Raw genomic sequence first — 15,819 nt, 5'->3', positions numbered from 1 at the left:
GCGCTTCTTCGTATGAATCGCTCCATTCAATCCGAAGGTACTTTTGGCATCATGAAAAATAACCGCTGGTACAAAAGAATCGTTCGAAAAGGCATGGAACAAGTACGTTTAGAGATTTTCCTGGTTTCTATCGGGCATAATCTTTATAAATACCACAATAAAAGACTACGTTTGAAGAAAGCCGCATAAACTGTAGAAAAACAGTTTTTATGGGGAAAGGGGTTGTGTACCCTTTTTAAGGTAATTGCCCGCTTGTTTACTCAATATGCATAGAAAAAGAGGATGTGGACAAAATGATTTCTCATTTTGTCACATCCCCTTTTTTGCTGTTATATATCACGTTATACGATTTTACTAAAATCTGCCACCTGGCTTATCAGTTCCAATATGGATTTTAATAAAGCAAGGCGGTTGTTTTTGATTGTTTCATCTTTATCCATGACCATAACACCTGCAAAAAAGACATCAATCGGCGTTGTTAAGTCCATGAGTGCATCAATTGCCCCACTGTAGTCCTGTCCATCCACTAAGCTTTCAACAGCGCTTGCTGTAGATGCATAGGCTTGATATAAAGCTTTTTCTTCCATCAATGTAAATAAAGCGACATTCATAGAAATCGTCGATGCTTTTTTTGCCAAATTCGTAACACGCACAAATGCTTGAATGGCTCTCCCCATTGGTTCTTTGTCAATCTCCAGTGAAAGTGCTTTTGCTTTTAAATATACACTGTAAACATCAAAAACACCGCCGCTGATAACTGCATCAGCAATATCATAACGAATTTTCGCATCCGCTAAAACATTTTTAATCCGTAAGCGTAAAAAATCCGCTACAGCAAGCAGTATTTTGCTTCTTGCTTCTGCATCGGTAATACCAAATAAATCCATCGAGTAATTCACAAAATCCGCTAAAGGAATCGTATACTTGGCATCAATTAAAATATTAACCAATCCCAAGGCTTGACGACGCAAAGCAAATGGGTCCTGTGACCCCGTTGGAATCAAACCACGGCTAAACGTTGCTACGATATTATCGATCTTATCCGCAATACTTACAATACGACCCGCAGTACTTGGCGGCAAAACATCCCCGGCAAAACGTGGTAAATAATGTTCATAAATGGCAGCAGCCGTTGCTTTCGTTTCACCTTCAAGCAAAGCATATTCCCGGCCCATGACACCTTGAAGTTCTGTGAATTCGCAAACCATACCGCTAACAAGATCTGCCTTCGCGAGTTTTGCCGCTCGAACTGAAGTCTCTATTTCAACAGACGAAGCTCCAATCGATTTGCCGAGAAAAGCAGCCAATTTTTCCAAACGGGTTGTTTTATCATAAACACTGCCAAGACCTTCTTGAAATACAACTGTCTTTAATTTTTCTAAACGATCAACCAATTTCACTTTACGGTCTTCATCAAAGAAAAATTGTGCATCATCAAGACGCGCCCGAAGCACACGTTCATTACCATGTTGTACCGTTTCCAAATGCTCACTGCCGCCATTTCGGACCGTAATGAACAGCGGCATGAGTTTCCCATCAGCTGCTAATACGGGAAAATATCTCTGATGTTCACGCATCGGCGTAATAACAGTTTCTGGTGGTAATAAGAGATATTTTTCTGAAAAGCTGCCACAAAGTGCTGTTGGATATTCTACTAAAAATACAACTTCTTCTAAAAGTTCTTCCGTTATATCAGCTTTTCCGCCTTTGGCAGCAGCTAATTCTTCAATTTGCCGGCGAATCATGCTACGGCGAATGGTCTGATCAACAATAACAAATTGTTCTTTAAGCAATGCTTCATAATCAGCCGCCCGTGTAATAGAAAAATCCCCTTGGCTTAAGAAGCGATGACCGCGTGAAATGCGACCAGAAGACACGTTAGCAACCGTAAAATCAATAACAGCATCATCAAACAATGCCACAATCCACCGAATTGGACGAACAAACTTCATATCGAGATCTGCCCAATGCATATTTTTAGGAAAGTTCAACCCATTGATTAAATTCGGCAAAACTTCCTGAAGTAGTTCTTCTGTATTGCGACCCTTTTCGTGAACGATTGCATAAACATAGCCAGCTCTAACTTCCAGTGTCTTAACATCAACTTTTTGACCGCGGGCAAACCCTTCACAAGCCTTTGTTGGATTGCCTTGCGCATCAAAAGCAATCTTCACGGAAGGTCCCTTATTTTCACTTTGGATATCTGCCTGTTTTACATTAAGACCTTTCATAAGAAGTGTCATACGGCGCGGGGTTCCAACCGTACGGATATCTTCATAGGAAATGCGGAGATCTGTAAAAACTTTCTTTGCCGTATCGGCAATTTGCTGTAAAATCCCCGGCATAAAATGTGCAGGAACTTCTTCCGTACCAATTTCCAATAATAAATCTTTATTCATGCTCTTTACCTCCCTTTAGCAATGGGTAGCCAAGTTCCTCACGTTGCTTCAAATAACACTGCGCACAAAGTTTTGCCAGGTTACGGACTCTGCCAATAAATGCCGTACGTTCTGAAACACTAATAGCACCGCGAGCGTCGAGAAGATTAAATGTATGCGAACATTTTAGTACATAATCATAAGCGGGATGAACAACCCCCAGTGTAATGACACGAATTGCTTCTTTTTCGTATTTATCAAATAAATCAAACAATAAATCTACATCGGCAAGTTCAAAATTGTAGGTTGACTGTTCAACTTCGTTTTGATGAAACACATCCCCATACGTATAGCCTTCAGCCCATTCCAGTTCATAAACATTTTCCTTACCTTGAATATACATGGACAAACGTTCTAAACCATATGTAATTTCGACCGATACCGGCTTTACATCAACGCCACCAACTTGTTGAAAATACGTAAACTGCGTGATTTCCATGCCATCGAGCCAAACTTCCCAGCCTAACCCCCAAGCTCCCAGGGTTGGTGATTCCCAGTTATCTTCGACAAAACGTATATCATGTTCTGCTGGATTAATTCCTAATTTAGCCAAACTTTCCAGATATAATTCTTGAATATTATCCGGCGATGGTTTCATAATCACCTGAAACTGATGATGTTGAAACAACCGATTTGGATTTTCACCATAACGACCATCAGCAGGACGTCTCGATGGCTCTACATAGGCTACATGCCAAGGTTCTGGACCTAAAACACGTAAAAAAGTCGACGGATTCATAGTCCCGGCACCTTTTTCGATATCATACGCTTGTGCTAAAATACAACCCTGCTCAGACCAAAATTTTTGCAAGGTCAGGATGATTTCCTGAAATTTCATAAGAAAACTACCTCCTCATTCTTGTTTTATACTGCTTATAGCAGCGTATATTTGAAGATGAAATACACAATGAACCGATCTCGTTACGGTTTTTTGGCAAAAAAAAAACATCTCCATCCCGTAACACAAATGTTACAGGGACGAGATGTTATTCCCGCGGTTCCACCCTGATTGGCTTTCGCCCACCTTCATCTATTGTGAGTTTTACTGGCAAAATGCTTTCTTCTCACTGCTCCAAAACGCCGTTCACTCTTTTTTAGTGGACTCACACCATCTCCACTTCGCTTTTAGTCAAGAGCTACTCTTTTTTTCATCGCATTCATCTCTATCGTATCTTCAAAAGACTATTTTAGTGTAACAAATCACACGAATCTTGTCAATCAACTTAACGAGCTAAAAAATATTCTCGCCTGTCTTTTTTAACATTACATTTTTTTCGCCCCGGGAAGCATTGACAATTGATGAATAAAGGCCAGCGACTTCAATGGTTTTTCTAGCAGGTTTTGCAAATAAAGCAGTAATAACGTTTCTGCTAAAACCAAATCTCCTCCGCTTACACTAAAGACCGGCGGCTTAAGCCAATCGAGTTCCCGTAACTGATAAATAAACATTCGCAGCTTATCTGAAAATGCATCGGATCCTGGTGACTTGCAGTCACTACATAAAACGCCACGCTGTTCGAGTGAAAAAAATGCATCCCCTTTTATCGGTGTACTACAAACGACGCATGTATCAAAATTCAGCTGATACCCCGTATAATCTAAAAATTGATAAGCCACCGCCAGCGCTACAATGCGAGGATTATGTTTGGAAAAAGCCGCATAGGCTTGTAATAACTTATCGAATATTTGTGGTTCAGGATGGCGTTCCGGACACAAACCCAAGACCAATTCAGCAACAAACGTCGCATACGCCATAGCGTCTAAATCTTCGCGCAAAGCCTTAAAGGATAGTTTCATTTCACATTGCCGAACGATATCCAGCCGTTGTCCTTCCCCCAGCTGCACATCCAAATAACTAAACATTTGCATCCCGCCGGCAAGGGGGCTGCGCGGACGCCTGCAGCCATAAGCGGCTGCTTTTATAATTCCCAAATTTCTGGAAAAAAGAGTAACCATTTTATCCGCTTCACCCCAATTGTGGACGGATAAAATTATAGCATCTGTCTTATACTGCGCCATGTTATTTTTCTTCTATACCTTTCTTTTCAGCGTTTGCTTCCATATCTTCTACATAATTTTGTTCCGTGCCGTTACTTTTCGGCATCACAGCTCCAGCCGTCAGCATATATTGCAGCGCCGACTCGCCGCTGATATTCAAATAAACTGCATCTTTTTTCGGAACAAAGATATTGCTTCCCGATGTCATGTTAAGACTCCAGGGAATAAACACGCAAATATATTCATCGCCCAGTTGATTTTGCAGCTTTTTGGGTACATCCGCCATAACAAATCCCATTGCCAAAACCCCGGGATGAGGATACGGCACCATAACAACATGATTGAATAAATTTTTCGATTCAAAAACTGCTGTAGACAAATGCTTAACACCATTATAAATAAGTTTTACAATAGGAATTTTATTCACAAGACTTTCACCATAGCCGATTATTTTTTTCAAAACCCAATAAGATGACAGCCAGCCCACGAGAAGAATCATTGCCACAACCGTAATCAACCCTACTCCGGGAAAATAAACCGGCAAATAACGTCCAAGAACACCATCCGTAAAAGATAAGATTTCTGTAATAACAAAAATCGTAATAGCCAGCGGTACAATTAAAATCAGTCCATTAATAAAATACTTCGATAGTGGTTTCATTTGCCCAACTCCATTTTCATCATACAAAATGGGCTATTTCACATGTTTTTACTTATTGACAAATAAAACATATAAAAACGCCCAGTCTACTTTATTTTATTCGAAACCAAAACTCTTCAGAGCACCATCTCGATTACGCCAGTCTTTTTTGACTTTGACCCAAAGATCCAGATAGATTTTCGACCCTAACAATGTTTCAATATCCCGGCGTGCCAAGGCACCGATTTCTTTTAAAAGCGTACCTTTTGCACCAATGATGATACCTTTTTGCGAATCACGTTCTACGTAAATCGTAGCACGAATATAAACATCCTCATTTGACCGTGTTGTCATTTCATCAACATCCACTGCGATCGCATGCGGTATTTCTTCCCGGGTTAAAATAAGTACCTTTTCACGAACAAGTTCCGCAACAATAAGGCGTTCAGGCTGATCTGTAACCATATCGCTTGGGTAATACTGCGGACCTTCTTCTAAATGTTTTTTGATTTCTACAAGTAAGCCATCTAAATTTGTTTTTTCTTTAGCGGAAATTGGCACAACACCAATGAATGGATATTTTTCTGTATAGCGCGAAATAATCGGCAAAACTTGCTGTTTCGTAATCTTATCAAGTTTATTGACTACCAAAATAACTGGTTTATTCGTTGCCTGTAAACGTTCTAGAATATATAATTCACCTGCACCCAAATCCTCTGTGGCATCAACCACAAATAAAATGACATCCACTTCTTTTAAAGTATTTTCCGCGGCATGCAGCATATATTCGCCTAATTTATGTTTTGGCTTATGAATCCCCGGTGTATCGATAAATATAATCTGTGCATCATCTTGCGTCAGTACACATAAAATTTTATTTCGTGTTGTCTGTGGTTTATCGGACATAATGGCAATTTTTTGTCCAATTAAACTATTGATTAATGTTGATTTACCTACATTTGGTCTGCCAATAACCGCAATAAACCCTGATTTATGAATTTTTTCCATATGATCGCCTCTTCTTTTTCTTATATTTTAATGAAACATAGCTTTGCTTAGGCTGTAATTAAGATTCACGACCAATCCCCAACTTTGCCATAACGTAATCTTCTTCTTTTCGCATCTCAACCCGATCAACTTCTTCCATATGATCATATCCTAAAAGATGCAGCATTCCATGCACTGTCAAAAATGCTATTTCACGTTCAATACTATGCCCATATTCAGCCGCTTGTTCAGTGGCACGTTCCACCGAAACAATAATATCCCCCAGCATGTTGATACTAGGTCCATCAACAATATCCGGTTCTTCCCCTTCATTTAAAGCGAAAGAAAGCACATCCGTCGGACGATCTATATTCCTGTATTTCATATTCAATTCATGAATATACACATTATCGGTTAAAGTAACACTTACTTCTGCTGTTTCCAATCCATACAGTTCACCAACTTTAATAATAGCATCTTTAACTATCGTTTCAACCGATGGACTACTTTTAATTTTTTCTGGATATGTACTGATGATGATTTCCATTTATTTAATTTCCTCTCGACATTTATACAAAAACGCAAAATCATAATAAATTCCAGCATTTTTGCTTCATTTTACATAGGGATTCTTTCGATAAAATTTTCGTACAACGAAACTTACCCGTACTTTAATTTTACCTTAAAGCAAATAAATGTAAAGTTATATTTTTGTAAGCGACCATATCGTATAGTTTCCCAGCTTTATAAAACCATGAAAACGAGTAAAAACCAACAAAAAAATTCTATAGTTCACTAAAAAAGCAGCCAGCTTCATCAATCAATCGTTCCACGGCCAAACTACGATTGATTTCAACTAGCACCTCATCCCTAAGCGAAATGGACCAAATACGGTTCCAATCACTGCGGATTTTAAAATAAACAAATTGCCTTTCAGGATCAAAAACCATACTACATTGCGTTGGATGCTGCGGATGATCCTGCCTTGCTGCTTTTAAAATATGAAATGCCTTTTCAACCGGATCACCTGAATTGGCTTTATCCAGTAACTGGTTAACAAGGACATAGCGATTTGCCCCCTGACATTGTTCATCGATATCTTGTGAATTTTTATAGATTGTATTCGCGAAATTTGTCATCACCAGTCTGCTGCCCGTTATTTTCTGCTGTTGAAGTTTACCATCCACACACTCCAAAATGCTCGCCTGCCCCTTGCTGTTGGCATACATGTTATGAATCTGAAAACTTGGCGGCATAAAAAAGCCTTGTGATCCCTTGATCGCCATAATTTCCGTTAGCTTAATTTTCCTATGTAAATAATCGTGAAATAATTGCATACCGTTTAACTGCTGATTTGATTGACGAGGCAAAACATTCTTTTTTTTACCAATAAAGTGCATTTCCTGCAAATTAACAAATTCTCCGGTATCCGTCATTCCAACAAGTGGTGAATATTTTTTAAAATACCGGATATAAAAACAAATAAATTTGCCAGAAACGGTCTTTTTTAAACAAACTTTCATTTCAATAGGAGCAAAATCAAAATTCATAGCATAAATAGGCCGTTCCCAATAAACTGCAAAACAAGTACACATAAAATATCCTCCCAAGCAAGTCGTTAACCATATAATATATCTTTGTTGACGGAATGTAAATAAATCGGTATACTTTATCTCGTACTTATTTTATACAAATGACGAGGAGTGTAGCTTTATGAACCAATCTACTCTAACCAATTTAATTTATCCTGCATTTTGTGCAGCACTTATATCCGTTATGGGATTCATCTCCATCCCACTGCCATTTAGCCCTGTACCAATCACAGGGCAAACACTTGCCATCATGCTGACAGGAACCTTATTAAAACCGAAGCTAACCTTTTGGAGTCTCACCATCTATTTATTACTCGGTGCCGTCGGACTTCCTGTTTTTGCTGGATTCAGTGGTGGAATTGGAGCTTTTACCAGCCCCAGTGGTGGTTATTTAATCAGCTATCTCCCTGGGGCTGTCTTGATCTCTTTGCTAAAAGGGTCCAGTAATACACTAGCTCGATTAGCTCTGGCAAATCTGCTTGGTGGAATCGGCATCGTTTATCTGATCGGTGTCCCCTGGCTCGCCTGGATCACCGATATGTCAATGGGCAAAGCACTAAGCGTTGGCTTCCTTCCTTTTATTCTTGGTGACCTTGTGAAATTATGTATGGCTGTCCTGATTGGTCAAAAACTTCACCGTCATTTAGAACAACTGCATAACTAATAAAGACAGTGAATGTGAGCTATATTCTAAACGATCTCACATTCACTGTCTTTTTATTTTAACATCATATTACCTAATTTTTAATGCACTGCACCATATTTCCCCTCTTTATAGAGCGTACTGGCACCTTGATACCACGTAATTGCCTCTTTCAGCAAATCGGAATCCGGTGCTTGTTTAATATACTCACCAGTTTCATAATTGATTTGATAAAATGAAACTTGTTTTTTGGGTTCTAAGACAACCAATTTATCGCCTTTCCCATAAGCAATATTCTGGTAGGTACTAATAAAAATGCGTTCCTTATTTTCCGGAAGCTTCATGACATCGTAACCCATAAACCGTGAAGTATAAGAAAAATCAAGCAATCCTAGCAAGGTAGGAGCAACATCAATTTGACTCATGAGCCGATCCACGCGCCCCGGTTTGATCAATTGTGGTGCATAAACGATCAATGGAATATGATATTTTTTGATTGGTACTTCTGTATTGCCGGCACTTGATGCCTGATGATCCGCAACAATAACAAAGACTGTATTATTAAACCAAGGATGTTTTTTGGCCTCAGCTAAAAAATTTCCAATAGCCCAATCTGTATATTTAACCGAACCATTGCGACCGCCTGGAGATGGTATATCAATCCTGCCATCTGGATAAATATAAGGACGATGATTTGATGTAGTCATAATCATCTGGAAAGTCTTCTCACCATTGGCATACGCTTTATCAAGGTTTTCAACCGCTTCGCCAAAAACAACTTCATCCGCTACACCCCAGACAGTTTCGGTCATGATTTTTTCTTTTGGAATACTCGTACGATCTAGAATCTGATAATTATTCTTTTCATAAAAATCATTCATATTATCAAAATAACCATACCCGCCATAAATAAACCAGCTTTTATAATCCCGACTGTTTAGTACCGATCCTAAAGAAAACATATCTGCATTATCAGGACGACGGACAATCGATTGTCCCGGTGTCGGTGGAATGGATAAAGTAAGCGCCTCAAGGCCTCGAACCGTCCTCGTTCCAGTAGCATAAACTCTAGTAAACAGTAGCGAATCCTGCGCAATTTTATCTAAATTGGGCGTCAACCCTTCTTTATTACCAAAAATGCCCAAGTAATCTGAGCTCAAACTTTCCACGGTAATTACAACAATATTTGGATGTTTTTCCGGTCCTGCTGCCGTTATAACTTTTGTCAAGTCACCTAAATCTGAACTACTATATTGACTGTTGCTTTCCTGTAACAGTCCTCTGAGTTCAGGATCAAGTTCTTCTTTCGAAATCGTTTTATAATAACGATCATACTCAAGTTCATTATTACGAAATGCTGATAAAAATTCATAGGAACCATTACCGGCCAATTCATTATTAAGAACATTGGTACTCACATTTTTCCAATTTGCAGAAACTGCAAAAAATACGAGTATTGGGAATAGTAGAAAAATCCCGAGGATACCTAACCTTTTTTTAAACGAAATGCTGGTCGTCCAGCACAAAGATTTTTTCCAAATAAAAAATGTTAGGATACTAGCACAAATCGCCATGCCACTGAATAATGCTTTAAGTGGATACCCCTCACGAATCATCCCCATTAATTCTTGTGTATAAACTAAATAATCCACGGCTATAAAATTGAATCTAGCCTGGAATTCAGCCCAAAAATAAAACTCGGTAATCCCCAATAACAACATAACAACCGTCGAAATCCAAATAAAACACGTAAGAATTATTTTATTGCATTTACCAGCAAAAAAACGTTGTGGCACCAAAGATACATAAAGAATCAATGGCAATAAGGCCTGTCCAATAACGACTAAATCAAAAAAGCCGCCAACAACAAAAACCTTGCACAATTCCCACGGCGTCGCGATAATCGTATGATAAGAAAATAATGTCAAAGCAACACGCAAGACCATTCCTAAAACAAACCATAAAACTCCTGCTGTTATTACTACTGAAAACCGACCAAATACACTTTTATCAAAATTCATCAAAATCCCCCTGTGGTATTAAATCTAAATACTGTACATTGGCAGTATTTTCTAAAAATAAATAAGACAATTTATTATAGCAAACTTTTATGAAAAACAGCAGAGAACTTATTTATATTCCATTTCATAACCACTTTGCACAAACCCATATTTTTCATAAACACCTCTGCCTTTTTTAGTGGCTTCTAATGAGATTTTACGAACACCATGTTTTTGTGCCGCTTTAACCAATAAATCTAAAATCTGCGTTGCAACACCTTGTTTTCTATATAAAGGAGATGTATACATATTTATAATATAAGCACATTTTCCCGATGGATGGTTGTAGGTTGGCATAATTTCGTAAAAACTGATGCCCCCACAGCCAACAAACCCCGTTTCAGTATGTGCCACATATATGACATGCCGCTCATCCGCAAAACAATTTCCATAATATCGTGCTGCTTCTTTTTCCACGAGCGACAGATCCACCATATCCGAAATTTTATAATCTGTTTGTAGTGCCTCGATGCATATCGTAGTCAATCCAGCCTTATTCGGCTCTATAAATACGCTTGCCATGAATGAATTTCCAACTTTCTTTATCCTTCATAAAAACTTTCTACTACATAAATATGTTGCGATTATTTTTCATCAGGTTGTATTTTTAAATTTCTATTCAGTGTAACACATTTTTATGCTCAAATGCTTATTTTAAAATTTCATAATATATATAATGTATTAAATAAATGACATCCAGCCTATTAGTCTCCCAGGCTAAAAGCGGGCATCGCTAAACGAAATAACTATTTTATTTATTATCACGGGTGTTGATTAGCCAAAAAAAGTAAAGACAAAAGGACACATTTTCTGTAAAATCGTAGTTGCTAAGACAAACGATTAGAAAAGAGGCATCCTTTATCAAAAATTCTACCACATTTCTAAACATTTTTAAACAGCTTATTGCTGATGAAGATATCGATAATTTGTTAAAAAAGCATGAATTGAACTATTTTTTCGTTGGATAAAGCAAAATCTAAATGTGCCCCGTTTATTTGGTACTACAAAAAATGCGTTATATAGTCAGCTTTTTGCTGCACTTTTGGTATATATAGTTTTAAAATTTATTTACACATTCATTTGTAAAAAGATTAAACAAAAAACACTTTCTTTATTAGGATTTACAAGGCAGTTGCTATACGGTCAACTTTCAATTGAATGGGTAGGTTTTATTCAAGAATTTTGTTGTACCTCTCTTTTTATCTAGTTTTACTGGATATTATTGGTTAATCAACACTCGTGAGAGATTATATTAAGTTTTGTTTTTTTGAAAAAAGGAAAATGGCAAGAAAAAACATATAATGTAAATTAAAATGTCCCAGTCAACATTTTATAAATATTGATTGGGACGTTTTTGTTTTAACGCAGTTCAACTACTCTTACGGTTTGTTCTTTTGTCTGTGAGTAAATTGGGCTACTGTTTTTATAATGTGTTCCGCGATAATCTACATCAATTGAGTATATACGATCAGCGGGTAAATTGCATTTAAGTTTTCCTTTACCATCGGTACATAATGTGATTGGAACTATATTGCCTACATCAAAATAACAAATGACACCAGCGTTTGAAAGTGCTTTATACGTTGATATAATTAAGCTATATGGATACGTTGTTGTTGCTTCAGCCATACCTACACCTTTCTTATTTGTATTTTCACCTATAGTATCACTATCAAACAAAGGTTCTTTGCTTTCCGTAATGGTTTTTGCGGTAGACATCGTTTTTCCTCCTTTTGAATTTTAATAATAACGCTTTCTTTATTATACTCTAAATATTCAGAAAAATCATGAATATTTCAGTATTATAGTATAAATAATACATGTGAACAATACTATTTAGTAGGAAGCTTTTGAACCAGTTGTTCTAACTGTAATTTCAGCATCATGGTCTTTTACATAAGCGGTGATAGCATTAATGAAATTTACCATATGTAATTTTATTTCATCATTCTACACTTCTTTGATATAAATAGTGATAATAGATTTATCTACAGAATTTGACTCTGGTGAAATCTTATATTTTATAGATTGTGTGTCAAAAAAACCTTCTAAGTTACTTGATAAGGCCCACTGCCAACGATCTGCCGCAAAGCTTGTGCAGGTAAACAAAAATTAAAAACTCAATATTAAAAGTGAAATCCGTTTCATTGTGATAATTCTCCTTAAATTTAAAATTGTTTTTAGTGTTCCTTTATTTCATCCAGAAATATTTCGAGTGTAGGACATTTCCCCGCTTTAATAGCCGCAGTCAATTCAGTGTCAGAATCTGGGTTTAAAAACCAATTTTGCATCCGGCTAGCCCTAAATCTATCTTTTTCGGGAAGTGATGGGTGATGATAGAATTTTTCCATAAAAATCTCTCCTTATGGGCGGCAAACTTTGCAAGGATACCTCTTCGTCAAATTGATATAATCATATCTAAAGTAACTTCAGGTTTAAATTTTGGAGTTTTGTAATCGTTCTCAATCTGCTTAATTAGTGACTTGATAAAACATTTATCTATAGTATCCATTTATTGCTCCTATTAATTGGTTTATAAAAAAATTCTCTTATTTCCAACAAATAACACTTTCATCGACTTCTTTACGTTTTCCTTTTGGTATTGTACTCCCCGGATATCCCACAGCTATAACAGCCATAAGTTCCAAATTTAAAGGAACTTCCAAAATATTTTTAAGGGTTTCTTCATTTTTTAATATTTCGCCAATCCAGCAAGCTCCAAGACCAAGGTCATTTGCTGTTAAAAGCATATTTTGAATTGCAGCACCAATAGATTGAACATGTTTCATATGAAGCTTAGAGATAGCTAGTCCTTCTGCATTTGATGGATCTAAAAAGACAACAATCAGGCAAGGTGCTGTTTGTACCCAATGTTCATAAACGGTTAAAGCGGAAAGCTTTTTCATAAGAGCTTTATCATTCATTATGACGGCAAATTTCCAAGGCTGTAGATTATTACCTGATGGAGCCCATGCTGCAGCAGTCAATATCGTTTTTATGTCTTCGGGATTTACGGGCTTTTCCTGGTAAGCACGAATGCTTCTGCGAGTTAAAATGGTATCTGTTAAAGAACTCATAAAATCCTCCTTATATATTGTAATCACGGTTAATAAAGTAAAATTATTCAATACAGAGTTTATAAAATGTGCGTCCAAATCCTGTAGGGTTAATCAACACCCGTGGCAATAAAACAAAAAGCCATTCATTCGACTTGCCCCTAAAAGACCTTACTTGTCGTGCATGAATAGGTTGGCATAAACTTAAATTCAGATTATCTGTAAGTTAATCTTCTTATGATTTACTTATTTCAAAATTATCAAGTCCATTTTTTTCGCTTAAAATTTTAAAAGCAGGTTCCAATAATACATTTAGTTCATCAAGAGTTAAATCGGTGGTTCTGTCAATTTTACATAAGAATTGTAAAACAGTTGCAGTGTTACAACTCTGAAAATTATATCTTTCGGCATTTACATAAATATAAAACTGCCTTCCGGAAGTTATAATCTGATTATCAAATAGACATTTTCGTATTGCATTGGCGATTAAAGAAGGCTGTTTTGTGCCTCCTTCTTTTAACTTACAAGAAATATAGAATTCAATCATACTTTATCAGCACCTCTGTTATTATTTTAAAATTATGGATTAACTATTTCCTTTAATAAGTGAGTAAATTTAATATTCATGGCCTTATATAAATCGAGGGAGCCTAATTACTAAAAAAGGACTTCCCCCCTAAACTTGCCGAAATAATCAAGTGACAAAACAATCAAATTCAGCAGAGTAAACGGTGAAACAAATTATATTTATTCGACATGAATCCATTTTTCCCTTTGAAACATTATTAGAATGTGAACCACAAACTGGATTAACTAAGTTTTTCAGTTGCTGCCGCTTGAGCGAACGTTCTGTAAAAAATATCATTTTATAACAAGGTACATGCTATTTTTTTACGAATATAAGTATGTATATAACAGTTTACAAAAGATATAGTATTTAAGAAGGGTCTTTAAGTATGTGGGAAAATGACTGACTGAGGGGGCTTTTCATTGTTTGCTCAAACATATGGTTCAACAACATTTGGTGTGAATGGGATTCTTATTCAGGTAGAAGTAGATATAGCCAATGGGCTGCCTGGCTTTGAAATCGTCGGTTTGCCCGATGCTGCAGTCAAGGAATCAAAAGAACGTGTCCGGACGGCGATTAAAAATTCAGGGGTAAAATTGCGGCAAGAAAAAATAACAATTAATCTAGCTCCAGCTGATATAAAAAAAGATAGTTCCGGCCTTGATTTACCTATCGCTATCGGTTTATTAGCAGCCTATGGCATTGTTCCTGTGACAATTTGCCAAAATAGTATGTTTGCCGCAGAACTATCACTTGAAGGGAAATTGCGTGGCATCCACGGACTATTGCCAATGGCTATCCATTGTAAAGAATCGAAAATCAAGACTATTTTTGTGGCTCCAGAAAATATCAATGAAGCTTTGCTGGTGGAAGGATTGACGGTTTATGCTGTTGAGACATTAACGGAATTGATTGCATTTTTGACAGGAGAAAAAGTCGTAGAACCCGCTTTGAAAAAAATCGCCGATCCAGTCGAAATCGATAGTTTTGCCGAAGATTTTGCCGATGTTCAAGGACAATTTGTCGCAAAACGAGCTTTGGAAATAGCCGCTGCCGGTGGTCATAATATTTTGATGGTTGGTCCGCCTGGTGCAGGGAAAACAATGCTGGCCAGACGTGTTAGTTCGATATTACCAACGATGTCCAATCAAGAAGCATTAGAAGTAACAAAAATTTATAGTATTGCCGGACTTTTAAGACAGAGCGCGGGGCTTATTACAAATCGGCCATTTCGTAGTCCACATCATACGATATCCAGTGCTGGAATGATTGGAGGGGGAACAATTCCCAAACCGGGCGAAGTTACATTGAGTCATCATGGGGTACTTTTTCTCGACGAACTGCCGGAATTTGGCAAATCGACACTGGAAGTGCTCCGTCAGCCACTGGAAGATGGCATGGTGACGATTTCGCGGGTCAATGCATCCATCGCCTTCCCTGCATCGTTAATGCTCGTCACTGCCATGAATCCTTGTCCGTGTGGATTTCTTGGGGATTCTGATCATGCTTGTTCCTGTACCGCTAATGAAATAAAAAGATATACAAAAAAAATATCTGGTCCATTGCTAGATCGAATCGATATACATATTCAAGTACCTCGCGTCGAATATAAAGAACTAACAGAAACAAAACCAGCAGAAGCTTCGATTGTTATTCGTAGTCGCGTTGAGGCAGCACGTTGTGTGCAGCTAAATCGCTTCAAAAAAAATAAAATTTTCTGTAATGCGCAAATGAGTCACGCGATGCTTAAGCGGCACTGTGCATTGACTCCCGAAGCAGAATCACTTTTAGAGTTGGTTTTTAAAAAGATGAGTCTAAGTGCAAGATCATATGACCG

The 15,819-nt window shown here is 37.4% G+C and carries 16 protein-coding genes; 3 read left to right on the top strand and 13 right to left on the bottom strand.

Going from position 1 to position 15,819, the window contains the following annotated elements; all coding sequences use genetic code 11:
- A partial coding sequence (locus BMY14_RS20095) for a transposase (RefSeq protein ID WP_177177638.1) occupies positions 1 to 189 on the top strand: 189 nt, incomplete at its 5' end.
- A gap of 152 nt (positions 190 to 341) precedes the next feature.
- Here BMY14_RS20095 and glyS read toward each other — a convergent pair.
- From glyS to BMY14_RS20060, 7 genes are all read right to left on the bottom strand, one after another.
- A complete protein-coding gene (gene glyS, locus BMY14_RS20090) occupies positions 342 to 2,399 on the bottom strand; it encodes a glycine--tRNA ligase subunit beta (RefSeq protein ID WP_091835965.1) in 2,058 nt (685 codons plus the stop codon).
- Positions 2,392 to 3,276: a glycine--tRNA ligase subunit alpha gene (glyQ, locus tag BMY14_RS20085; RefSeq protein ID WP_091835962.1), complete on the bottom strand. Its 885-nt coding sequence runs from the start codon at positions 3,274 to 3,276 to the stop codon at positions 2,392 to 2,394. Before glyQ ends, glyS begins: the two co-directional genes overlap by 8 nt.
- A gap of 425 nt (positions 3,277 to 3,701) precedes the next feature.
- Entirely contained in the window at positions 3,702 to 4,457 is a 756-nt protein-coding gene (gene recO / locus BMY14_RS20080; protein ID WP_091835959.1) for a DNA repair protein RecO, read from the bottom strand.
- A gap of 1 nt (position 4,458) precedes the next feature.
- Entirely contained in the window at positions 4,459 to 5,097 is a 639-nt protein-coding gene (locus BMY14_RS20075) for a DUF502 domain-containing protein (RefSeq protein WP_091835957.1), read from the bottom strand.
- A 96-nt stretch (positions 5,098 to 5,193) separates the two neighbouring features.
- Positions 5,194 to 6,084, bottom strand: a complete 891-nt coding sequence (era, locus tag BMY14_RS20070) for a GTPase Era (protein WP_019553232.1) — start codon at positions 6,082 to 6,084, stop codon at positions 5,194 to 5,196.
- 58 nt (positions 6,085 to 6,142) lie between these two features.
- Positions 6,143 to 6,610 carry an rRNA maturation RNase YbeY gene (gene ybeY / locus BMY14_RS20065; protein ID WP_091835954.1) on the bottom strand — a complete coding sequence of 156 codons (468 nt, stop codon included), beginning with the start codon at positions 6,608 to 6,610 and terminating at the stop codon, positions 6,143 to 6,145.
- Positions 6,611 to 6,848: 238 nt separating this feature from the next.
- Complete coding sequence (locus BMY14_RS20060; RefSeq protein WP_091835951.1) at positions 6,849 to 7,658, bottom strand: hypothetical protein; 810 nt, start codon at positions 7,656 to 7,658, stop codon at positions 6,849 to 6,851.
- A gap of 118 nt (positions 7,659 to 7,776) precedes the next feature.
- Between BMY14_RS20060 and BMY14_RS20055 the strand changes: the two genes are divergently transcribed.
- The gene (locus BMY14_RS20055) at positions 7,777 to 8,319 is read left to right on the top strand and encodes a biotin transporter BioY (protein ID WP_091835949.1); all 543 of its coding nucleotides are present in this window, start codon (positions 7,777 to 7,779) and stop codon (positions 8,317 to 8,319) included.
- Positions 8,320 to 8,399: 80 nt separating this feature from the next.
- Here BMY14_RS20055 and BMY14_RS20050 read toward each other — a convergent pair whose 3' ends face one another.
- The 6 genes from BMY14_RS20050 to BMY14_RS20030 all read right to left on the bottom strand — a co-directional run bounded on the left by BMY14_RS20050 (position 8,400) and on the right by BMY14_RS20030 (position 13,961).
- A complete protein-coding gene (locus BMY14_RS20050) occupies positions 8,400 to 10,319 on the bottom strand; it encodes an LTA synthase family protein (protein WP_091835946.1) in 1,920 nt (639 codons plus the stop codon).
- Between the two features lie 108 nt (positions 10,320 to 10,427).
- A complete protein-coding gene (locus BMY14_RS20045) occupies positions 10,428 to 10,880 on the bottom strand; it encodes a GNAT family N-acetyltransferase (protein WP_091835943.1) in 453 nt (150 codons plus the stop codon).
- Between the two features lie 837 nt (positions 10,881 to 11,717).
- Entirely contained in the window at positions 11,718 to 12,077 is a 360-nt protein-coding gene (locus BMY14_RS20040; protein ID WP_091835940.1) for a hypothetical protein, read from the bottom strand.
- 461 nt (positions 12,078 to 12,538) lie between these two features.
- On the bottom strand, positions 12,539 to 12,709 hold the full coding sequence (locus tag BMY14_RS20720) for a hypothetical protein (RefSeq protein WP_177177684.1): 171 nt from the start codon (positions 12,707 to 12,709) through the stop codon (positions 12,539 to 12,541).
- Positions 12,710 to 12,907: 198 nt separating this feature from the next.
- On the bottom strand, positions 12,908 to 13,435 hold the full coding sequence (locus BMY14_RS20035) for a nitroreductase family protein (protein ID WP_091835937.1): 528 nt from the start codon (positions 13,433 to 13,435) through the stop codon (positions 12,908 to 12,910).
- 214 nt (positions 13,436 to 13,649) lie between these two features.
- Positions 13,650 to 13,961: a hypothetical protein gene (locus tag BMY14_RS20030; protein ID WP_091835935.1), complete on the bottom strand. Its 312-nt coding sequence runs from the start codon at positions 13,959 to 13,961 to the stop codon at positions 13,650 to 13,652.
- 443 nt (positions 13,962 to 14,404) lie between these two features.
- Between BMY14_RS20030 and BMY14_RS20025 the strand changes: the two genes are divergently transcribed.
- Positions 14,405 to 15,819 (top strand): YifB family Mg chelatase-like AAA ATPase (locus tag BMY14_RS20025; RefSeq protein WP_091835932.1); only part of this gene is annotated, 1,415 nt, incomplete at its 3' end.

It is taken from the genome of Propionispira arboris (genome assembly GCF_900109225.1).
GTDB lineage: Bacteria > Bacillota > Negativicutes > Selenomonadales > Selenomonadaceae > Propionispira > Propionispira arboris.
This window is presented reverse-complemented; position numbering and strand designations above follow the sequence as displayed.